Here is a 19,785-nt window from a genome sequence, read left to right as displayed (position 1 = left end):
GCTCTATGTTTATAAGTTTTGCCTGTGTGATGATTGGTTAACTGGGGTTAACACATGATTGTCGAGCATTCGAGGTTGGTGCACGTTCCAAAAGTATTGCATTCCATCGTGGTTGCCAGCATTCCCCCAATATTGTTGGCGGGCGCTTGGTAAGCGTCGAATTCGAGATGGAAGTCGCCGGACATGTTCAGGATTTTTTCGCTCATGGTATTTCCTCATCAATTATTAAACATCACGTACAGTAATCTGCGGTCAATCGGAGCCGATCAGTGCGCCCGAACTGTAGGATGTGAAATGAAGTTTTTTATGAATGGGATTAGGGATGTTTAAAGTCGTGTTGCATGGACGACTTTGAAAGGGTGGGATTTAGCACAAAAGAGCGGTGCACCCTATGGTGCCGCACTCGACAATGGTCAGCGCTGCTGACTCAATGCCAAGACTGTTAACTTGTCGGTAGGACATGAAGTCACCGTCGAAGTCACCTGACATTGCCAGTATTTGTTCGCTCATTATGTTTCTCCTCTTTTGTTGTTATGCACCTGTTGGGGTGCGGGAAAAACAGTAGCATGCTCCTGATTTGACACCAACTTGTCGTTATGACCTTATGTTGCGGTTACATGTTGCTACAGGCATGTAACCTACTGTCATCACCTTCTAGTGATAGAGCTTTTAGAACGCCGATCCTGTTGGTGATGAGAGTGGTTTGCAATGTTTTATCGGTGCACTTAATGACAGTCGCTTAATCAAGCTCTATCGCAATGATTTCAATGGCGAGATTCCCCACCGGTCGCTCCCAGATCACCTCATCCCCGACCTTCGCTCCCAGTAATGCTCGCCCCAGCGGCGAGCCCCAGTTGATCAGTCCGCTGGCCGCATCGGCCTGGTCTTCACCGACCAGTTGCACCCGCTGTTCATGATCATGCTCGTCGACGAAGGTCACCCAATGTCCGATCCGCACCTGATCCATTGATGTCGGTACAACGACCTGCGCACTCTGCAAACGCTGGTTGAAGTAGCGCAGGTCGCGTTCAATGTCGGCGATGCGTTGTTTGTCTGCTTGATCGCCTTTGGCCGCGTGTTGGCCATGTAGCGCTTGTAACTGGGCGACGCGGGCCTGCAACTGGGCAAGTCCCGAAGGGGTCACGTAGTTGGGTTGCGCACTGACCTGGCGTTCGACCGGCTGGTCGGCCTGGGCTGCGGCGTTGTCTTCGTTGACGAAAGCGCGACTCATGGTGTTCTCCTCTATTGGAGTTTGGGCCATGGTCGCAGGGTTTTGGTTTCGATGAATGTCTGTACGCGACTCACTGCGAGCGATAAGCCCGGGCGGCGTCTTGGTCTTTCTGTTGCTGCCAGGCCCGTTCACGTTCGTCCCAATGGCGTTCGCGATAGGCATTACGCTCTTCGCTCTCGCGCATGGCCTGGCACTGACGGAAACCATCGCTCCAGCCTTCGGCGTAGCGCGGGTCCTTGAGGTAGCGCGGTACGTCTTTCCTGAACTGGCCGGTGATCACACCCGCCGCTTGCCGGCCACTGCTGCAACCATCGTCGTAGCCGTCGGCGAACGCAGGTGGATAACCCCGGGCGATCAAGTCTTCGTGGGTGGTTTCACAGCCACCGAGCAACATCAACATACCCAGGACCACTGCCACACGCTTCATTCCGCTTTTCCGCCGATTCCCGCTCATACAAGAAGTCTAGGAGTGAATTCGTCAGAAAGGCGTGAAAGGCCGGTGATTAATCCGTTCGTTGCACGCGCCGTTGTCAGTAGTGGTACCACTTCACCTCAAGCATCACCTCGTTCTCCGGCGAGGCCAACTGGCTGAATTCACGCTGGGCACTCAGGCGCAGGCCGAGGTTGCGGGATAATTCCCACTGCTGATTCAGGCTCAGACTACGGCGCACTTCGCCGTTGACGAAATAATCGCCCTTGGCTTCCAGGCTCAGGTTGCCCAGCGGATTTTTCCACAGCATACCGCTGTTGAAGCCGGCGGCCGGGGCGATGAATTGGGCGAAGTCATTGTTGTGCTCGACTCGCACCGTGCCCAGGGCAAAGCCCAGCACATCTTCACCCAGCGCCCAGGTGCCGCCCGCGCCGCCGTTGACGTGGCTGACCAGGGTTTCATCGTCGTGTTTGCCCGGTACCCGCTCCAGGCCGCCGGTGACCTGCCAGGACAGTGGTTGCAGCAACTCATTGCGCGGCGTCAGCGAGCGAATGGTTGCCAGGTCGAGTTGCTGCACCTGCCAATCATTGCCTTCGTACTGGCGCAGTTTCAATTGCAGGATCTCGATCTGCGCGCCCAAGGGGAAACTCTCGGCGTTGTCATTGAGGTCGTGGTAGGCCATGCGCAAGCCATATTCGCCGAACGCCCGGTCGCCCCGCGTGCCGAGGCCGGCCTGCCAGGTGCGTGATTCATGACCGTCCTCGGGCAGGCCCGGTTGCGGGATTTCGAGTTCTGGCGCGGGGTTCTGGTTGATCGCCCGTAACAGTTCGAAGCTGCGCTGGGCGCGTTGCGGATCGCGTTCCTGGCCATTGGCGCGATAGCGTTCCAGGCGATAGGCCGCATCGATGATCAGCGCCTGGCGTTCGCGCGCCAGCGCTTTGAATCCAGGCGTTTGCAGTTGTTGCTGGTCGGCGCTGACTTTCAGTACCCATTGCTGCTCATCGTCGCTGAGCGGCTCGGCGCGGCTGAGCAGTTCCCGTTCCCGGGACGGTCGATACTGGATGCTTTCCACCAACCCGGCTTCTTTCACTGCCTTGACGGTGTCGGTGGGAATCGCCGTCAGTGGGAATTGTTCGGTCAGGCGCAGGCTGGGACGGGCCACTTGCAGCAGCTCGAGCAGGCGATAAGAGCAGTTTTCGTCGAAGAAGAAATAGTCGAACTGGATCTGCTTGAGTTCCCAGACGTGCTCGACCATGCGCTCGGTTTCCGCCTGGCTCAGGTTCAGGCGGTATTCCCACAGGTCGCGGTTCTCCAGGCTACGGTACTCGGAGAGCTTTTCTTGGTATGGCACCAGGGCGAACAGGCCGGGATAGCCCCCCATCAGGCCTTTCCAGGCGTAAAGGATGCTGTTGTCCGAACCTTCGATGTAGGCGCCGAAATTGATCGCATAGCTGAGCAGGGCGGTCTTGTCGCTTTGCACGTCGGCCTGGTCGATGCGCAGCAGGGTATGGCCGAACATCGAGGACGGGCTGTTCAGGTAGGCGGCGGGAAAGATCATCACCGCGCTGTGGGGCGACACGTCCTTGAACCACTGGTTGAATTCGCTGCAATCGACGGTCGGCAGGTCGGTCAGGTTGAGCTGCGCCTTGAGCCAGCGCGTTCGCGCCGGGTACACGCACTGGGCATGCTGCTGGCCGGCGCTGGCAGGGCCATAGAGGGCTCGCAGCGTGGCGGTCAGTTCTCGGTCAGGATGTTGATTGCCGTCGGGGGCGAGGAAGAATTTTTTGTCGCTGATATAGCTGCGCCAGCCACCCAGTTTGGCGGTTTCGTAGTGGCCCAGGGAAATCCAGAAGCGGTCATTGGCCAGTTGCTGCAAACGTTGAGGATCGACATGAGGCGCGGCGGACAGCGGGGCGCACACACAGAGCGCCAGCCAGGCAAGGCGTTTGAGCATAGTCGGCTACTTGGAAAGTCGAAAAAAAAGACCGAAGGGGCCCCAAAAAGAAAACCCGCTCCCCGAGAGGAGCGAGTGCTGTCGAGCTTAAGCTTGAGTGGCGTACTTGGCCAGGCGAGGATCGTTTTTCAACACGGCCAGGGTATTGGTATGCACATCTTCGGCGGTCACGTCAGCCTTGCTGAAGATCTGCTGGAAGTGCTCGTGGGTGACGGCGGAGAAGTGCGCGCGGTCTTCCGGGGCTACGCCCAGTACCACGGCGTAGGTGGTCAGCGCTTCGCCCTGACCCTTGGCCATGTCCTCGGACAGCTCGTTCATCATGCCATTCATGGCCAGCCAGGACTTGCCACCGTAGGTCAGTGCCGCGTTGGTCGAGCAACCGTTGGTGCCGGATGTCATGCCGAAGGTAGCGTTACCGGAAGTGCCGTTGGTGGTGGATGCCAGGAAGTGAGCCGGGGTGCCACGCTGACCTTCGAACAGCATGTTGCCCCAGCCGCAATCCGGGCCGCCCGGCGCCTGAGCCATGGCGTTGATGGATACAGCGGTGAAGAGAGTACCGAGAAGAATCCGTTTCATAGCTATGTTCTCTTTATGTGCATACCGATGGACAGGGTCTGGCACCTCGTTCCTGTTGGGCTAGGCGCCAGTGGGCCGGTTATTGTTCCAGCCGCGCAATTTGGAGTTTAGGCACGATCCCAGGGTTCCGTGACATTTTGCAAAAACATTACGGGGGATCGCTTCTCTCCGGGCCCGCCCGAGGTTTTCCCGTTGACTATGCTTTGGGCAGAGACGCTCCTTGCCAGTCAGGTACAGGCGGCGCCAGAATGCCGCTATCTGCCCCGCCTGATGTAAGGAAGCCCGATGCCTGATCCTGTTGCTGCCAGCTTGCGTCTAGCGCCCGAAGCGCTGACCCGTCCGTTTTCCGCTGAACAGTTCAGCTTCTCTACCACCAATGATCTGGAGCCCTTCCGCGGTGTGCTTGGCCAGGAACGTGCGGTCGAAGCCTTGCAGTTCGGCGTGGCCATGCCGCGCCCCGGTTACAACGTATTCGTCATGGGCGAGCCCGGCACTGGCCGGTTCTCGTTCGTCAAACGCTATCTCAAGGCCGAAGGCAAGCGCCTGCAGACCCCGGCGGACTGGGTCTACGTCAACAACTTCGATGAGCCCCGCGAACCCCGTGCCCTGGAACTGCCATCGGGCACGGCCGGGGCTTTCATCGCCGACATCAACGGCCTGATCGACAACCTGCTGGCGACTTTCCCGGCGGTGTTCGAACACCCGTCCTACCAGCAGAAAAAAAGCGCCATCGACCGCGCCTTCAACCAGCGCTACGACCGTGCCCTGGATGTGATCGAGCGCCTGGCGCTGGAGAAGGATGTCGCGCTGTATCGTGACAGCAGCAACATCGCTTTCACGCCGATGAGTGAAGGCAAGGCCCTGGACGAGGCGGAATTCGCCCAGTTGCCGGAAGCCGAGCGCGAGCGTTTCCATGAGGACATCTCGGGCCTGGAAGAGCGCTTGAACGAAGAGCTCGCCAGCCTGCCGCAGTGGAAGCGCGAGTCCAGTAATCAACTGCGCCAGCTCAACGAAGAAACCATCACTCTGGCCCTGCAACCGTTGCTGGCACCGTTGTCGGAGAAGTACGCCGAGAACGCTGCGGTCTGCGGTTATTTGCAGGCCATGCAGGTCTATCTGCTCAAGACCGTGGTCGAGCAATTGGTGGACGACAGCAAGACCGACGCCATCGCCCGCAAGCTGCTGGAGGAGCAATACGCCCCGAGCCTGGTGGTGGGGCATCCGTCCAGCGGTGGCGCGCCGGTGGTGTTCGAGCCGCACCCGACCTACGACAACCTGTTCGGCCGGATTGAATACAGCACCGACCAGGGCGCGCTCTACACCACCTATCGGCAGCTGCGTCCGGGTGCCTTGCACCGGGCCAATGGCGGTTTCCTGATTCTCGAAGCGGAAAAAATGCTCGGCGAGCCGTTCGTATGGGATGCGCTCAAGCGCGCCCTGCAATCGCGCAAGCTGAAGATGGAATCGCCGCTGGGCGAGCTGGGACGGCTGGCGACGGTCACCCTTACACCGCAACACATCCCGTTGCAGGTCAAGGTCGTGATCATCGGCGCCCGTCAGCTGTATTACGCCTTGCAGGACCTGGATCCGGACTTCCAGGAAATGTTTCGCGTGCTGGTGGATTTCGACGAAGACATCCCGATGGGCGACGAGAGCCTGGAGCAGTTCGCCCAGTTGCTCAAGACCCGCACTTCGGAAGAGGGCATGGCGCCGCTGACCGCCGACGCGGTGGCGCGCCTGGCGACCTACAGCGCGCGGCTGGCCGAACACCAGGGGCGCTTGTCGGCGCGTATCGGCGATCTGTTCCAACTGGTCAGCGAGGCGGATTTCATTCGCCAACTGGCCGGTGACGAGATGACCGACGCCGGCCACATCGAGCGGGCCCTCAAGGCCAAGGCTACCCGTACCGGGCGCGTCTCGGCACGGATCCTCGACGATATGCTGGCCGGGATCATCCTGATCGACACCGACGGCGCGGCGGTGGGCAAGTGCAACGGGCTGACGGTGCTTGAGGTCGGCGACTCGGCGTTTGGTGTGCCGGCGCGAATTTCCGCCACGGTGTACCCGGGCGGCAGCGGCATCGTCGATATCGAACGGGAGGTCAACCTCGGCCAGCCGATCCACTCCAAGGGCGTGATGATCCTCACCGGCTACCTGGGTAGCCGTTATGCCCAGGAGTTCCCGTTGGCGATCTCGGCCAGCATCGCCCTTGAGCAATCCTACGGTTACGTGGACGGCGACAGTGCGTCCCTGGGCGAGGCTTGCACGCTGATCTCGGCTCTGTCGAAAACGCCGTTGAAGCAGTGCTTCGCCATCACCGGCTCGATCAACCAGTTCGGTGAAGTGCAGGCGGTGGGCGGGGTCAACGAGAAGATCGAAGGCTTCTTCCGCCTCTGCGAAGCCCGTGGGCTGACCGGTGAGCAGGGGGCGATCATTCCCCAGGCCAACGTCGCCACCCTGATGCTCGACGAGAAAGTCCTGGCTGCCGTGCGCGCCGGTCAATTCCATGTTTATGCAGTGCGTCAGGCCGATGAAGCCCTGAGCCTGCTGGTGGGTGAGCCTGCCGGCGAGCCGGATGAAAACGGCGAGTTCCCGGAGGGCAGCGTCAACGCCCGGGTGGTGGAACGGCTGCGGGTGATCGCGGAGATGATCAGCGAAGACGACATCAAGGAAGCGGAAAAGGAACTGGCGCAGCAAGCCTTGGCGGAGGCCAAGCCGGCTTGATGTTTTCCTGACCGCCGCAAGCCCCTGTGGGAGAACAGCCTGTGGGAGCAAAGCTTGCTCGCGATAACGTTTGTCCAGTCAACAGAAATGTTGCATATGACAACCCCATCGCGAGCAAGCTTTGCTCCCTCAGGCTTGCTCTCACAATCAATGTTTTGTGGATTATTACTGAAAGGTGCCACCACTTTGGCGTCAATATTCACACTGTGACCGCTCGGCGCATTCTGGTCTCGAAACCCCTTGTAGTCGGAACTTTTCTTCTATCCTCTGCTCAAGGATAACGAGAGTCATCATCGGATCGAAACAGCCTCTTCCCGAGACTGAATACCGGATCTACCGAGGGGCGCCGCCATGTCGCGCAACCTTTGCCTCACTCGTCAATGCCTGGGCCTTGTCACCCGTATCGAATGCGCCATCCGTCCCCTGGCGGGAGATACCGGGATGTGGACCTTGCTCTTCGCCGCCGGAATGGCCGGTGAACAACCTTCCGCCATCAAGGCCCAGGGGCCATTCCCCGGCCCGACTGCCGCCGAATCCATCCTCGATACCATTGTGCAGAGCCTGACATTGCACGGCTATGAGCTGGCCGACGACCCGCAGATCTGGTCCCTGCACATGCAAGCCCAACTGCGTGAAATCAATGGAGGCCGTTGTCGCAACGTGGGTGGCTTCGAGTTTCGCCCGCTGCACTGAAGGCCAACACCGCGCGGACACTGGCAGTAAAGTTTTGACACAAGGGCAGGGACCACGGAGGGCCCCGGCATTTGTGGGGCCAGTCGTGGCTGATATACTCGCCGCGATTTTTCAGCCCTGGTGTGAGACTCAATGGAACGCTTTATCGAAAACGCAATGTATGCCTCCCGTTGGCTGCTGGCGCCAATCTATTTCGGGCTGTCCCTGGGCTTGCTGGCCCTGGCGCTGAAATTCTTCCAGGAAGTCTTTCACGTCATCCCCAACGTGTTCTCCATGGCCGAGTCCGACCTGATCCTGGTGCTGCTGTCGCTGATCGACATGGCGCTGGTGGGCGGCCTGCTGGTGATGGTGATGATTTCCGGCTACGAGAACTTCGTCTCGCAACTGGACATCGGTGACGACAAGGAAAAACTCAACTGGCTCGGCACCATGGACTCTTCATCGCTGAAGATGAAGGTTGCTGCCTCGATCGTGGCCATTTCCTCCATCCACCTGTTGCGCATTTTCATGGATGCCAAGAACGTCGATCCCGAACACTTGATGTGGTACGTGATCATCCACATGACCTTCGTGGTCTCGGCATTTGCCATGGGTTACCTGGATAAACTGACCAAGCACTGAGGTCGTTTTATCGCCCAGGCGCGACGCCCGCCTGCTGAGAAGCAGGTGGGCGTTGTCGTTTCTGGCGGCGGCCCTTGATGCGGGGCTCGTCACCCGCCCCGGCATCTGTGCTAGTCTGCTCGCCCTTTTGGTTCCGGGCGCTCCTGGAGGCGCTGTGGTACACACGGCAACTCTGGAGCCGTCCGCACAGCGGAGCAGCATCATGTCCGAAGTTAACCTGTCCACCGACGAAACCCGCGTCAGCTACGGCATTGGCCGCCAGTTGGGCGACCAACTGCGCGACAACCCGCCACCGGGCGTGAGCCTGGACGCGATCCTGGCCGGCCTGACCGACGCGTTCGCCGGCAAGCCAAGCCGCGTGGGCCAGGAAGAGATGTCCGCCAGCTTCAAGGTCATTCGTGAAATCATGCAGGCCGAAGCCGCTGCCAAGGCTGAAGCCGCTGCTGGCGAAGGCCGTGCATTCCTGGCCGAAAACGCCAAGCGTGAAGGCATCACCACCCTGGCTTCCGGCCTGCAATTCGAAGTGCTGACTCAGGGTGAAGGCGCCAAGCCGACCCGTGAAGACCAGGTGCGTACCCATTACCACGGCACCCTGATCGACGGCACCGTGTTCGACAGCTCCTACGATCGTGGCCAGCCAGCCGAATTCCCGGTAGGCGGCGTGATCCCAGGCTGGACCGAAGCACTGCAACTGATGAACGCCGGCAGCAAATGGCGCCTGTACGTGCCGAGCGAACTGGCTTACGGCGCTCAAGGCGTTGGCAGCATTCCGCCGCACAGCGTACTGGTGTTTGACGTCGAGCTGTTGGACGTTCTGTAAGACCCTGCCTGGTTTAGCGTCGGGCAAATAGGTGGGAGCGGGCTCGCTCGCGAATGCGGACTGTCAGTCGACATTATCGTTAACTGACACACCGCTTTCGCGAGCAAGCCCGCTCCCACATGACTTCTGCGTTCATCCGTGGAACCTGGCATTGAAATCGCCAGTCGGGCGCAACGCCCGGGCATAGCAGAACAGAAACAGATTGCGCACCAGCTCCTTGAGCACCAACGGTTCGCTGGAATTGAGGCTGTTGAGGTCCAGGTCTCCTTGGTCCTGCAGCTCGTTCAAGGCTTCTTCTTCAAGCACTGCACAGACTTCCCCGGTTTCCCGATGCAGGATCCTGAGGTAGGGATGTGGGCGGTCCAGCCAGGCATCGATCAAATAAGTCATGGTTCTCATCTCCTTGATGGGGTTCGATGAGAATAATTCTTATTCGCTAAATAGCAAGCCTCTATTGGTGTTCCGATTGTTTTTCTGATGATGGGTTGTGGCCGCTCAAGACGGCTGGCACCTGGCCGGCGCCCGAGAAATGGGGCTGGAGCGGGGAGGGTGGGGCACCATCCCGCACACGGGGTGCGGGATGGAATACAGCAAGATCAGACTTTTCTGACGAACTCGGATTTGAGTTTCATCGGGCCGATGCCGTCGATCTTGCAGTCGATGTCGTGGTCGCCATCGCACAGGCGGATGTTCTTGACCTTGGTGCCGACCTTGACTACCAGCGAAGTGCCCTTGACCTTGAGGTCCTTGATCACGGTGATGGTGTCGCCGTCCTGCAGGACATTGCCGACCGAATCTTTCTTCACGGTGTCGTCGGATACCGCTTCAGCTTCGCCGCTGGCGGACCATTCGTGGGCACACTCCGGGCAGACCAGTTGGGTACCGTCTTCGTAGGTGTATTCGGAATTGCATTTCGGGCAGGGAGGCAACGTGCTCACTAAGGTTCCTTGGGTATCAGGAGGACAAAAGGGCGCACATTATATAGGGAATTGTGGCGAAAGAGGGACGGTGCTGCGTTCGGAGATCCTGTGGCGAGGGAATTTGTGGGAGCAAGGCTTGCCCGCGATGGCGACGATGCGGTCCTTCAGAAACCGAGTCGCCGGTTTCGCGGGCAAGCCTTGCTCCCACACAAGCCTTGCTCCCACAAAAAAATCCCTTGTGTATCAGTGGGTACGGGCGACCGCGAACTCGCTCAGTTCCACCAGGGCATCGCGGTATTCGCTGGCCGGCAGGGCGTCGAGGCATTTGATCGCGCGGGCGACGTAGTCCCGGGCCAATTTCGCGGTGTAGTCCAGCGAGCCAGACGCTTCGACCGCGGCACGGATGCTCTCCAGGTCTTCGATCCCGCCTTTCTGGATTGCCTGGCGGACCAGGGCCGCCTGTTCTGGCGTGCCTTCACGCATGGTGTAGATCAGTGGCAGGGTCGGCTTGCCTTCGGCCAGATCGTCACCGACGTTCTTGCCCAGGGTTTCGGCGTCGCCTTTGTAGTCCAGCAGGTCGTCCACCAATTGGAAAGCCACGCCCAGGTGATCGCCAAAGGTGCGCAGCGCCTCGCTCTGCTCGGCGCTGGCGCCGGCCAGGGCCGCGGCGCTGTGGGTCGAGGCTTCGAAGAGCATGGCGGTCTTGCCGCGGATGACTTCCATGTAGGTTTCTTCCGTGGTGCTGGCGTCACGCACCTTGGACAGTTGCAGCACCTCGCCTTCGGCGATGATGCGCGTGGCCTGGGACAGGATCTTCATCACCGGCATCGAGCCCAGTTCGACCATCATTTCGAACGAGCGCGAATACAGGAAGTCGCCCACCAGCACGCTCGGGGCATTGCCCCACATGGCGTTGGCGGTCGAACGGCCACGGCGCATGCCGGACATGTCGACCACATCGTCGTGCAGCAGGGTCGCGGTGTGCAGGAATTCGATGGTGGCGGCCAACAGGCGCATGTCATCGCCTTCGCGACCCAGGGCCTTGCCACACAGCAGCACCAACAAAGGACGCAGGCGCTTGCCACCGGCTGAGGTGATGTAGTCGCCGATTTTCGATACCAGAGGCACTCGGGAAGTCAGCTGCTTCTTGATGATGCCGTCGACGGCGCTAAAATCGTCCGCCACCGCGCGGTAGAAAGCTTGGGGTTGCATCAGCGACAGGTGCTCCAGAAGGGTTGCGCGGCATGCTAGGACCCACGTCCGCAGGTGTCAAGGCGCGATGGACGGCTACTTGCAAGGCTGTCTTGGCTTGCGTACAATCGCGCACCCTGAACTTCCTGGGCAGCACCTGCCTTACGCAATTGCATCCGGGCCTTCCAGCCCATGCAGCCATGCCAGCCAATACCTCTTCTTATAAAGCGCTGGGTGAGCAGGATTATCGGAGAAATACCATGTCGTACGCAGTAATTGTTACTGGTGGCAAGCAATACAAGGTCGCCCCAGGTGAATACCTGAAGATCGAAAAACTGGAAATCGCTACCGGCGAATCCGTGACTTTTGATCGCGTTCTGTTGGTCGCCAATGGCGATGACGTGAATATCGGCGCTCCAGTCGTTGCTGGCGCTACCGTTGTGGCTGAAGTGATCTCCCAAGGTCGTCACGATAAAGTCCGCATCATCAAGTTCCGTCGCCGTAAGCACCACATGAAGCGTATGGGCCACCGCCAGTGGTACACCGAGATCAAAATCACCGGTATTCAGGCTTAATTTCAGCCTAATTCCTCACTAGGAGAATTGAACTCATGGCACACAAAAAAGCTGGTGGTAGTACCCGTAACGGTCGCGACTCAGAAGCCAAACGCCTTGGCGTGAAGATGTATGGCGGCCAGGCTATCAAAGCAGGCAACATCATCGTGCGTCAGCGCGGCACCCAATTCCACGCTGGCTACGGCGTTGGCATGGGCAAGGATCACACCCTCTTCGCTAAAGTCGAAGGTGTGATCAAGTTCGAAGTAAAAGGCGCCTTCGGTCGTCGTTACGTAAGCGTTATCGCAGCTTAATTGCGAGACCGCTGGAAAAGCCCTGTCTTGCGACGGGGCTTTTTCGTTTGTGGGGTGAGTCTCTTGCAAAACTGTTTGTATGGGCTGTCGGCGCTGCGGTTGGGGCGTGTCATCAGGTCGCTGCGCTCATTTTTGCAAGAGTCTTATGTCTTGTTTTTTTGGCTCGTCCGTATGGCGAGAGGCGTGTGTCATGAAGTTTGTTGATGAAGTATCGATTCGAGTGAAGGCCGGCGACGGCGGCAATGGTTGCATGAGTTTCCGTCGGGAAAAATTCATTGAAAACGGTGGCCCGAACGGCGGTGATGGTGGCGACGGCGGCTCGATCTATATGCTCGCCGACGAAAACCTCAATACCCTGGTGGACTACCGTTACACCCGGCACTTCGATGCCGAGCGTGGCTCCAACGGTGGCAGCACCGACTGCACCGGCAAGAAGGGTGAAGACCTGATCCTGCGCGTGCCGGTCGGCACTACGGTGATCGATTCCGCCACCCAGGAAGTGATTGGCGACCTGACCAAGGCTGGCCAGCGTCTGTTGGTCGCCCATGGCGGCTGGCACGGCCTGGGCAACACCCGTTTCAAATCCAGTACCAACCGTGCACCACGCCAGACCACGCCAGGCAAGCCGGGCGAGCAGCGTGACCTCAAGCTGGAAATGAAAGTGCTGGCCGACGTGGGCCTGCTGGGCCTGCCGAACGCCGGTAAAAGTACCTTCATTCGCTCGGTGTCGGCGGCCAAGCCGAAAGTCGCTGATTATCCGTTCACCACCCTGGTGCCGAACCTGGGCGTGGTCAGTGTCGATCGTTGGAAGAGCTTCGTGATCGCCGATATTCCGGGGTTGATCGAAGGCGCTTCCGAGGGCGCGGGCCTGGGCATTCGCTTCCTCAAGCACTTGTCCCGTACCCGTCTGCTGCTGCACCTCGTGGACATGGCGCCATTGGATGAAACCAGTGCCGCCGATGCCGCCGAAGTCATCGTCAACGAACTGACCAAGTTCAGCCCTGCCCTGGCCGAGCGTGACCGTTGGCTGGTGCTGAACAAGTGCGACCAGATCCTCGAAGAAGAACACGAGGAGCGGGTCAAGGAAATCGTCGACCGCTTGGAATGGGAAGGTCCGGTCTATGTGATCTCGGCCATCGCCAAGGAAAACACCGAGCGCCTGTGCCACGACATCATGCGTTACCTGGAAGATCGCGCCGACCGCCTGGCCAACGATCCGGCCTACAAGGAAGAGCTGGCCGAGCTCGATCAGCGCATCGAAGACGAGGCTCGTGCCCAGTTGCAGGCGCTGGACGACCAGCGTGCCCTGCGTCGCAGTGGCGTGAAGTCGGTCCATGACATCGGTGATGACGATTGGGACGAAGAGGATGTGGATGACGAAGACGGTCCGGAAATCATCTACGTTCGTGACTGACCGTGTGCTGATGTCACTCAACTGAAGCCAAGACCTGTGTGGGCGAATCTGTGGGAGCAAAGCTTGCTCGCGATAGCGGTTTGCAGCCAGCAAAGGTGTTGGATGTGACGAGGCCATCGCGAGCAAGCTTTGCTCCCACAGGCTCACTCCCTCAAGGATTCTTGGGGACAGGTTTAACTGGTCCTGCGCGGTGTTATCATCGCCGGCAAGCCGGTTCCCAAGGCGCCGCTCATTCGAGCGGCGTTTTGGTATCTGTAAAACGCAAATACGAATAATCCCATGGGCGGCGCTGGGTCGCGCCGTTCGCTGGCAAAGGTTGAAGATGATGCGGAGCAAGGTGACGGGTGCGCGGCGCTGGGTCGTGAAGATTGGCAGCGCACTGCTGACGGCGGATGGCAAGGGCCTGGATCGCCAGGCAATGGCGGTGTGGGTCGAGCAGATGGTGGCCTTGCATGAGGCTGGCGTCGAGCTGGTATTGGTCTCTTCGGGGGCTGTGGCAGCCGGTATGAGCCGTTTGGGCTGGACGTCGCGACCCAGCGCGATGCACGAATTGCAGGCCGCTGCCGCCATCGGCCAGATGGGATTGGTGCAGGCTTGGGAATCGAGCTTTGCCGAGCACGGTCGCCATACGGCGCAGATCCTGCTGACCCACGACGACCTGTCCGACCGCAAGCGCTACCTCAATGCCCGCAGTACCTTGCGCGCGCTGGTGGAGCTCAAGGTCATCCCGGTGATCAACGAGAACGACACGGTCGTCACCGACGAAATCCGTTTCGGCGATAACGACACACTGGCCGCGCTGGTGGCGAACCTGGTGGAAGCGGACCTGCTGGTGATTCTCACTGATCGCGACGGCATGTTCGACGCCGACCCGCGCAACAATCCGGATGCCAAGTTGATCTACGAAGCCCGTGCCGATGATCCGGCACTGGATGCGGTGGCGGGCGGTACCGGTGGTGCGCTGGGCCGTGGCGGTATGCAGACCAAGTTGCGTGCGGCGCGTCTGGCCGCGCGTTCCGGGGCGCACACCATCATTGTCGGCGGTCGGTTGGAGCGGGTGTTGGATCGCCTGAAGGCGGGCGAGCGCATCGGCACCTTGCTTTCCCCTGAGCGCGGCATGCTGGCGGCACGTAAGCAATGGTTGGCCGGGCACCTGCAAACTCGTGGCACCTTGGTATTGGACGAAGGCGCGGTCGCGGCTTTGTCCCAAGGCAACAAAAGCCTGCTGCCGGTGGGGGTGAAGCTGGTCCAGGGCAGTTTCCGTCGTGGCGAAATGGTGGTGTGCGTCGCGCCGGACGGTCGTGAGATCGCTCGTGGCCTGGCCAACTACAGCGCCCTGGAGGCGCAGAAAATCATCGGCCAGTCGTCTGATGCGATTGTCGGTCTGTTGGGCTACATGGCTGAGCCGGAATTGGTTCACCGTGACAACCTGATCCTCGTCTAAGGAAAAATCATGGGTTTGGCAAAAGGATTGATTGGCTTGTTGCTGGCAGTGCCGCTGCTGGCTTCGGCCGAGGAGATCGGCCAGGTATCGACGGTGTTCAAGTTTGTCGGGCCGAACGACCGGATCGTGGTCGAGGCGTTCGATGATCCCAAGGTGGATGGCGTGACCTGTTATCTGTCGCGGGCCAAGACCGGTGGCGTGAAGGGTGGCCTGGGCCTGGCCGAGGATCGTGCCGAGGCCTCTATTGCCTGTCGTCAGGTTGGCCCTATAAGCTTCAAGGGTGAACTCAAGGATGGCGAAGAAGTGTTCCGCGAGCGTACCTCGCTGGTGTTCAAGACCATGCAAGTGGTGCGCTTCCTCGACAAGAAGCGTAATACGCTGGTGTACCTGGTCTACAGCGACCGCGTGATCGAAGGCAGCCCGCAGAACGCGGTGACGGCTATTCCGATCTTGCCGTGGCGTTAAGTATCGAATGACGGGCGAGCCGATCGGCTCGCTTTTTAATTTCCATGGATTTGTTGTGCTTTTGGCGCGAAGGGATTCGTATGCGTTCGTTTTTGCTGCTGTTTGTATTGGGTTGTTCCGTTTGCGCCGGGGCGCTGGCCGAGCCGTTTTATGGTGCAAAGCCGCTGGCGCATCCGGTGATAAAAACTTCCCAGGAGAGTGGGGCGACGCTGGCGTTTATCCGCGAGACGGAGGGTGTCGTCGGCTATTCATGCCTGTGCGATTCGCCGGACGGTGTCCCGCAAGTGCTCGACACTTATGGCGATGCGAGCATCGAGTCGGTGTTCTACGCCAGTCTCGACAGTGATCTACAGACGTTGATCGTGTTGTCCCGCATCAAGGGGCAATCTGCACTTCACGGCTATCGCTTCGTGCCGGCCACTGGTGGGTATCGCCGGCTGGAGACGCTGCAACCGGTATTGGATCGTATTGCCGCTGAGCGCAAGGTCCTCACTGCTGCGCTGGTCCAGAAAGAGCTGGGCAAGTTGCCGCCCTACGACTACAGCGCTGTGTTACCCAAGACCGGCATCGCCGAGTTCGACGCGTTGGAGCCCGCGAGTGGCACGCTGGTGGGTTACTTCGGCGTTGATGGTGTCCCGGCGTCTGCGGGGCAGTCGGCAGAGGATCCTCATCGCGATACCTACAAAAAGACCTTCCAGCAGCGCGAAGGTCGATGGCTCACGCTGACTTATGGGCGTGTGCCTCCCCGGGATGAGGATGTGGGCTCTGCCTACCGTGTCAGCAGAATGGCTTGGGAGTCCAATCCAAAGGTCTATCAGGGCTCCGAGGATGGGGCCTGGGCGGCCTTGGGCGATGGGCGGCTCTGGGCGCTGGGTTCGTATGTCCAGGGTAAGAGGTCGGGCCAGTGGACTGAATTCGACGAGTCGGGCTACGCGTCCACCGGCGCCTATGTGGAGGGATTGCGCCAGGGGCCGTGGGTCGTCAGTGACGGAGGCACGGTTTCCAAGGGCATGATCGTCGACGATTTTTATGAGGGGCGCTGGAGGATAGAAGCGCGGGACGATGGGGAGCAGATGTCGGGCTTCGATACTTACAAACATGGTGATTTTGACGGGCCATCCGAGCGCGTAAGCCGGGGCGTGGTTGTCCAGCGCGGCGATTTCGTGGCGGGGCAACAACACGGGGACTGGATAATGCCCTGGGGTGAGGGGCGTTATGTGCGAGGTGTGCGAGAGGGTCGCTGGACATTGAAAATGGACGGCAGCGGTATCCAGACTGTGGATTTTGTCGCCGACAAGAAGCAAGGCGAATTGCGCGAAGTGGATGCCGCGGGTGTATTGCGGCTCGTCGAGCATTACCGCGCGGGTGTGCTGGATGGCTTGAAAGAAACCTACGCGGCCAATGGCAAACTCACCTATTCGGCCAACTACACCAATGGTCAGATCGAAGGGCGGGCGCTGACCTACACCGATGACGGTGCGGTGCTGCTTTCAGATATCTCGTGGCGCCATGGTTCGCGAGAGGGCGCTTTCCGTCTCTATCACCCCAATGGTCAGCCCGATACGGTGGCAACCTACGAGGCGGATGAGCCCATTGGTAACGTGCAGTCATTCGATGCGAATGGGGTGTTGATCGCGGACCGGAACTATTGTCACGTACCTGATGGTAAATACACTCGTATCAAGCTTTGCGGCAAGCAACGCGGGGCTTTCAATAATGGTCATTTCGACTCGGAGAGTGATTACCTGTTCGGCAATGAGCAAAGTGCCCGCCATAGCCAGGATGGGCGCAAGGTTCGGGAGGTGTTGCTGGGGCCTGATGATCGCGTGACTCACAACGAGTACTACCCCAGCGGTCAGCTGAAATTCTCCGAGGCCAAGCAGGGCTTTCGCCTGATAACGGTCGAGGGGAAGGAGTACAAGGATTACTCATACGCCAAGCGTGAAGGCGAGACGGTCTACTACTACCCGACGGGTGTGGTTGAGCGCCGCATGAACTTCAAGGATGACAAGATAGTGGGGTGTTACACCGGCTACGATGAGGCAGGCGTGCAGAATTTCCCGCCGCCGGGAGGTTGCCCTCCGCCCAAGCCGGTGGTTTTCAATTTTGGGGAATAGAGTTACCGCGGAGGATGTGGGGTGAGCTCAGGGCTCATGCCCACTGAAGATCCAGTGTGGGAGCGAGCCTGCTCGCGATGAGGGCAGTGCAGTCGCCATCTTCATCGTCTGGCCCGCCGCCATCGCGAGCAAGCTCGCTCCCATAGGAGAAAGGTGCTCTGGTTGGAGGTAGATCGCAGGCAATAAAAAACCGACCCTGAGGTCGGTTTTTTAACGAGCGCGTCGCTTAGGCAGCAGCGGCAACGTTCAGGGCCTTTACGTGGCCATTCAAACGGCTCTTATGGCGAGCAGCCTTGTTCTTGTGGATGATGCCTTTATCGGCCATGCGGTCGATAACTGGCACAGCCAGAACGTAAGCAGCTTGAGCTTTTTCAGCGTCTTTTGCGTCGATGGCCTTGACTACGTTCTTGATGTAGGTACGGACCATGGAACGCAGGCTGGCGTTGTGGCTGCGACGCTTCTCAGCCTGTTTTGCACGTTTTTTGGCGGAAGGTGTGTTGGCCACCGTCGAGCTCCTCGAAAGACTTTTTGGGAAATAGCAAACAAAATAGGCCGCGAATCATGCCGATGAGTTGAAGTCTTGTCAAGGGCGGGTGACGCGTTCCGCTGAATGGCAGGTGCGGCGCACCGAAGGATTTCTTTCCGGCGTGCGACCTGTAAACTCGCGGGCTTTGGCTCTGCACTGTTTAGCGGCGCGGAGTATCGCACAAGTGGGCGCGTTGTTCGCCTGCTGTTTATCGACAGGCAAAAACTCTTTTCATGAATCTGCTCAAATCGTTGGCTGCCGTCAGCTCTATCACAATGCTTTCCCGCATCCTGGGGTTCGTTCGCGATACGCTCATCGCACGGATATTCGGCGCCGGGATGGCCACCGACGCCTTCTTCATCGCCTTCAAGTTGCCCAACCTGTTACGGCGGATCTTCGCCGAGGGGGCGTTTTCCCAGGCCTTTGTGCCGATCCTGGCGGAATATAAAAGCCAGAAGGGCGACGAAGCGACCCGCACGTTCATTGCCTATGTCACGGGGCTACTGACCTTGGTGCTGGCACTGGTCACGGCCGCCGGCATGCTCGCCGCGCCCTGGGTGATCTGGGCCACGGCGCCGGGTTTCACCGATACGCCGGAAAAGTTCCAGCTCACCTCGGACCTGCTGCGGGTGACCTTTCCTTATATATTGCTGATTTCCCTGTCGTCCCTGGCTGGGGCGATCCTCAATACTTGGAACCGCTTCTCGGTGCCGGCCTTTGTGCCAACCCTGCTCAACGTCAGCATGATCGTGTTCGCGGTATTCCTGACACCGTATTTCGATCCTCCGGTGATGGCCCTGGGCTGGGCGGTGCTGGTGGGTGGCCTGGCGCAATTGCTGTACCAACTGCCGCACCTGAAAAAGATCGGCATGCTGGTGCTGCCACGGCTGAACCTGCGCGACAGCGGCGTGTGGCGGGTAATGAAGCAGATGCTGCCGGCGATCCTCGGGGTTTCGGTGAGCCAGATTTCCCTGATCATCAACACCATCTTTGCCTCGTTTCTGGTGGCCGGGTCGGTGTCGTGGATGTATTACGCCGATCGGTTGATGGAATTGCCGTCCGGTGTGCTGGGTGTGGCCCTGGGCACGATCCTGCTGCCAACCCTGGCCAAGACCTACGCCAGCCAGGATCGCCATGAATACTCGCGCATCCTCGATTGGGGCCTGCGCCTGTGTTTCGTGCTGGTGTTGCCGTGTGCCCTGGCGCTGGGCATCCTGGCTGAGCCACTGACGGTTTCGCTGTTCCAGTACGGTCAATTCAATGCGTTCGACGCCTTGATGACCCAGCGTGCGCTGATCGCCTACTCGGTGGGCTTGCTCGGGATCATCGTGATCAAGGTGCTGGCGCCAGGCTTCTATGCCCAGCAGAACATTCGCACGCCGGTGAAGATCGCCATTTTCACCCTGGTGATGACCCAATTGTTCAACCTGTTGCTGATCGGTCCGCTGGCGCACGCCGGCCTGGCCTTGGCGATCAGCGCCGGGGCCTGTCTCAACGCCGGGCTGCTGTTTTATCAACTGCGCAAGCAGAAGATGTATCAGCCGCAACCGGGCTGGGGCAAATTTGGCCTGAAGCTGCTGGTGGCCGTGACGGTGATGTCGGCGGTTTTGCTTGGCGCGATGCATTTCATGCCGGCCTGGGGCGAAGGGCAGATGCTCGCGCGTTTCCTGCGTCTGGGCGTATTGGTCGTCGCTGGTGTGGTGGCGTATTTCGGTATGTTGCTGCTGATGGGTTTCCGTCTGCGCGACTTCAATCGCAAGGCCTTGGGCTGAAGGGGCGGCCCTCGATAAT

The 19,785-nt window shown here is 59.5% G+C and carries 20 protein-coding genes; 11 read left to right on the top strand and 9 right to left on the bottom strand.

What is annotated here, in order from left to right:
- Positions 1–47: 47 nt before the first annotated feature.
- The 5 genes from PBDP_RS25585 to PBDP_RS25565 all read right to left on the bottom strand — a co-directional run bounded on the left by PBDP_RS25585 (position 48) and on the right by PBDP_RS25565 (position 4,191).
- On the bottom strand, positions 48–206 hold the full coding sequence (locus PBDP_RS25585) for a hypothetical protein (RefSeq protein ID WP_162893868.1): 159 nt from the start codon (positions 204–206) through the stop codon (positions 48–50).
- A 533-nt stretch (positions 207–739) separates the two neighbouring features.
- Positions 740–1,231, bottom strand: a complete 492-nt coding sequence (locus PBDP_RS25580; RefSeq protein WP_109756394.1) for a GreA/GreB family elongation factor — start codon at positions 1,229–1,231, stop codon at positions 740–742.
- 70 nt (positions 1,232–1,301) lie between these two features.
- Positions 1,302–1,658, bottom strand: coding sequence for a hypothetical protein (locus PBDP_RS25575; RefSeq protein ID WP_109756393.1), 357 nt, complete (start codon positions 1,656–1,658; stop codon positions 1,302–1,304).
- Positions 1,659–1,761: 103 nt separating this feature from the next.
- Complete coding sequence (locus tag PBDP_RS25570; RefSeq protein ID WP_109756392.1) at positions 1,762–3,615, bottom strand: Lnb N-terminal periplasmic domain-containing protein; 1,854 nt, start codon at positions 3,613–3,615, stop codon at positions 1,762–1,764.
- Between the two features lie 87 nt (positions 3,616–3,702).
- Positions 3,703–4,191: a DUF3015 domain-containing protein gene (locus tag PBDP_RS25565; protein ID WP_030140293.1), complete on the bottom strand. Its 489-nt coding sequence runs from the start codon at positions 4,189–4,191 to the stop codon at positions 3,703–3,705.
- A gap of 285 nt (positions 4,192–4,476) precedes the next feature.
- Between PBDP_RS25565 and PBDP_RS25560 the strand changes: the two genes are divergently transcribed.
- From PBDP_RS25560 to bamJ, 4 genes are all read left to right on the top strand, one after another.
- Positions 4,477–6,915 carry a Lon protease family protein gene (locus PBDP_RS25560; protein ID WP_109756391.1) on the top strand — a complete coding sequence of 813 codons (2,439 nt, stop codon included), beginning with the start codon at positions 4,477–4,479 and terminating at the stop codon, positions 6,913–6,915.
- A gap of 351 nt (positions 6,916–7,266) precedes the next feature.
- Positions 7,267–7,608 carry a PA4575 family protein gene (locus tag PBDP_RS25555; RefSeq protein WP_013694243.1) on the top strand — a complete coding sequence of 114 codons (342 nt, stop codon included), beginning with the start codon at positions 7,267–7,269 and terminating at the stop codon, positions 7,606–7,608.
- Positions 7,609–7,740: 132 nt separating this feature from the next.
- Positions 7,741–8,229, top strand: a complete 489-nt coding sequence (locus PBDP_RS25550; RefSeq protein ID WP_003205748.1) for a TIGR00645 family protein — start codon at positions 7,741–7,743, stop codon at positions 8,227–8,229.
- Positions 8,230–8,431: 202 nt separating this feature from the next.
- The gene (bamJ, locus tag PBDP_RS25545; protein ID WP_042731943.1) at positions 8,432–9,049 is read left to right on the top strand and encodes a BamJ family beta-barrel-assembly machinery protein; all 618 of its coding nucleotides are present in this window, start codon (positions 8,432–8,434) and stop codon (positions 9,047–9,049) included.
- Positions 9,050–9,181: 132 nt separating this feature from the next.
- Here the strand turns inward: bamJ and PBDP_RS25540 are convergent, their stop codons facing one another.
- The 3 genes from PBDP_RS25540 to PBDP_RS25530 all read right to left on the bottom strand — a co-directional run bounded on the left by PBDP_RS25540 (position 9,182) and on the right by PBDP_RS25530 (position 11,181).
- On the bottom strand, positions 9,182–9,439 hold the full coding sequence (locus tag PBDP_RS25540; RefSeq protein WP_116833489.1) for a PA4570 family protein: 258 nt from the start codon (positions 9,437–9,439) through the stop codon (positions 9,182–9,184).
- A 206-nt stretch (positions 9,440–9,645) separates the two neighbouring features.
- On the bottom strand, positions 9,646–9,987 hold the full coding sequence (locus PBDP_RS25535; RefSeq protein WP_109756390.1) for a zinc ribbon domain-containing protein YjdM: 342 nt from the start codon (positions 9,985–9,987) through the stop codon (positions 9,646–9,648).
- A gap of 225 nt (positions 9,988–10,212) precedes the next feature.
- Positions 10,213–11,181, bottom strand: coding sequence for a polyprenyl synthetase family protein (locus PBDP_RS25530; RefSeq protein WP_109756389.1), 969 nt, complete (start codon positions 11,179–11,181; stop codon positions 10,213–10,215).
- Positions 11,182–11,420: 239 nt separating this feature from the next.
- Between PBDP_RS25530 and rplU the strand changes: the two genes are divergently transcribed.
- From rplU to PBDP_RS25500, 6 genes are all read left to right on the top strand, one after another.
- The gene (gene rplU / locus PBDP_RS25525; protein WP_003176051.1) at positions 11,421–11,735 is read left to right on the top strand and encodes a 50S ribosomal protein L21; all 315 of its coding nucleotides are present in this window, start codon (positions 11,421–11,423) and stop codon (positions 11,733–11,735) included.
- Positions 11,736–11,770: 35 nt separating this feature from the next.
- A complete protein-coding gene (gene rpmA / locus PBDP_RS25520; RefSeq protein ID WP_003205738.1) occupies positions 11,771–12,028 on the top strand; it encodes a 50S ribosomal protein L27 in 258 nt (85 codons plus the stop codon).
- A gap of 190 nt (positions 12,029–12,218) precedes the next feature.
- Positions 12,219–13,442 carry an Obg family GTPase CgtA gene (gene cgtA / locus PBDP_RS25515; protein WP_039593902.1) on the top strand — a complete coding sequence of 408 codons (1,224 nt, stop codon included), beginning with the start codon at positions 12,219–12,221 and terminating at the stop codon, positions 13,440–13,442.
- Positions 13,443–13,767: 325 nt separating this feature from the next.
- A complete protein-coding gene (gene proB / locus PBDP_RS25510; protein WP_176689619.1) occupies positions 13,768–14,886 on the top strand; it encodes a glutamate 5-kinase in 1,119 nt (372 codons plus the stop codon).
- A 9-nt stretch (positions 14,887–14,895) separates the two neighbouring features.
- Entirely contained in the window at positions 14,896–15,351 is a 456-nt protein-coding gene (locus tag PBDP_RS25505; protein WP_003205733.1) for a CreA family protein, read from the top strand.
- 80 nt (positions 15,352–15,431) lie between these two features.
- On the top strand, positions 15,432–17,468 hold the full coding sequence (locus PBDP_RS25500) for a toxin-antitoxin system YwqK family antitoxin (RefSeq protein ID WP_212801474.1): 2,037 nt from the start codon (positions 15,432–15,434) through the stop codon (positions 17,466–17,468).
- A 226-nt stretch (positions 17,469–17,694) separates the two neighbouring features.
- Here PBDP_RS25500 and rpsT read toward each other — a convergent pair whose 3' ends face one another.
- Entirely contained in the window at positions 17,695–17,973 is a 279-nt protein-coding gene (gene rpsT / locus PBDP_RS25495; protein WP_003185593.1) for a 30S ribosomal protein S20, read from the bottom strand.
- A gap of 254 nt (positions 17,974–18,227) precedes the next feature.
- Here rpsT and murJ point away from each other — a divergent pair, with 254 nt between their 5' ends.
- The gene (gene murJ / locus PBDP_RS25490; RefSeq protein ID WP_116833487.1) at positions 18,228–19,766 is read left to right on the top strand and encodes a murein biosynthesis integral membrane protein MurJ; all 1,539 of its coding nucleotides are present in this window, start codon (positions 18,228–18,230) and stop codon (positions 19,764–19,766) included.
- Positions 19,767–19,785: the final 19 nt, after the last annotated feature.

The organism is Pseudomonas sp. St290 (assembly GCF_018325805.1).
In the GTDB taxonomy this organism is placed as follows: domain Bacteria; phylum Pseudomonadota; class Gammaproteobacteria; order Pseudomonadales; family Pseudomonadaceae; genus Aquipseudomonas; species Aquipseudomonas bijieensis.
Note: the sequence above shows the minus strand (reverse complement) of the source record. Positions and strands in the feature narration are given on the sequence as shown.

Bases quoted from the DNA above. Each gene is read 5' to 3' on its own strand.
- PBDP_RS25585 (WP_162893868.1), bottom strand. From the start codon at position 206: ATGAGCGAAAAAATCCTGAACATGTCCGGCGACTTCCATCTCGAATTC.
- PBDP_RS25580 (WP_109756394.1), bottom strand. From the start codon at position 1,231: ATGAGTCGCGCTTTCGTCAACGAAGACAACGCCGCAGCCCAGGCCGAC.
- PBDP_RS25575 (WP_109756393.1), bottom strand. From the start codon at position 1,658: ATGAAGCGTGTGGCAGTGGTCCTGGGTATGTTGATGTTGCTCGGTGGC.
- PBDP_RS25570 (WP_109756392.1), bottom strand. From the start codon at position 3,615: ATGCTCAAACGCCTTGCCTGGCTGGCGCTCTGTGTGTGCGCCCCGCTG.
- PBDP_RS25565 (WP_030140293.1), bottom strand. From the start codon at position 4,191: ATGAAACGGATTCTTCTCGGTACTCTCTTCACCGCTGTATCCATCAAC.
- PBDP_RS25560 (WP_109756391.1), top strand. From the start codon at position 4,477: ATGCCTGATCCTGTTGCTGCCAGCTTGCGTCTAGCGCCCGAAGCGCTG.
- PBDP_RS25555 (WP_013694243.1), top strand. From the start codon at position 7,267: ATGTCGCGCAACCTTTGCCTCACTCGTCAATGCCTGGGCCTTGTCACC.
- PBDP_RS25550 (WP_003205748.1), top strand. From the start codon at position 7,741: ATGGAACGCTTTATCGAAAACGCAATGTATGCCTCCCGTTGGCTGCTG.
- bamJ (WP_042731943.1), top strand. From the start codon at position 8,432: ATGTCCGAAGTTAACCTGTCCACCGACGAAACCCGCGTCAGCTACGGC.
- PBDP_RS25540 (WP_116833489.1), bottom strand. From the start codon at position 9,439: ATGACTTATTTGATCGATGCCTGGCTGGACCGCCCACATCCCTACCTC.
- PBDP_RS25530 (WP_109756389.1), bottom strand. From the start codon at position 11,181: ATGCAACCCCAAGCTTTCTACCGCGCGGTGGCGGACGATTTTAGCGCC.
- rplU (WP_003176051.1), top strand. From the start codon at position 11,421: ATGTCGTACGCAGTAATTGTTACTGGTGGCAAGCAATACAAGGTCGCC.
- rpmA (WP_003205738.1), top strand. From the start codon at position 11,771: ATGGCACACAAAAAAGCTGGTGGTAGTACCCGTAACGGTCGCGACTCA.
- cgtA (WP_039593902.1), top strand. From the start codon at position 12,219: ATGAAGTTTGTTGATGAAGTATCGATTCGAGTGAAGGCCGGCGACGGC.
- proB (WP_176689619.1), top strand. From the start codon at position 13,768: ATGCGGAGCAAGGTGACGGGTGCGCGGCGCTGGGTCGTGAAGATTGGC.
- PBDP_RS25505 (WP_003205733.1), top strand. From the start codon at position 14,896: ATGGGTTTGGCAAAAGGATTGATTGGCTTGTTGCTGGCAGTGCCGCTG.
- PBDP_RS25500 (WP_212801474.1), top strand. From the start codon at position 15,432: ATGCGTTCGTTTTTGCTGCTGTTTGTATTGGGTTGTTCCGTTTGCGCC.
- murJ (WP_116833487.1), top strand. From the start codon at position 18,228: ATGAATCTGCTCAAATCGTTGGCTGCCGTCAGCTCTATCACAATGCTT.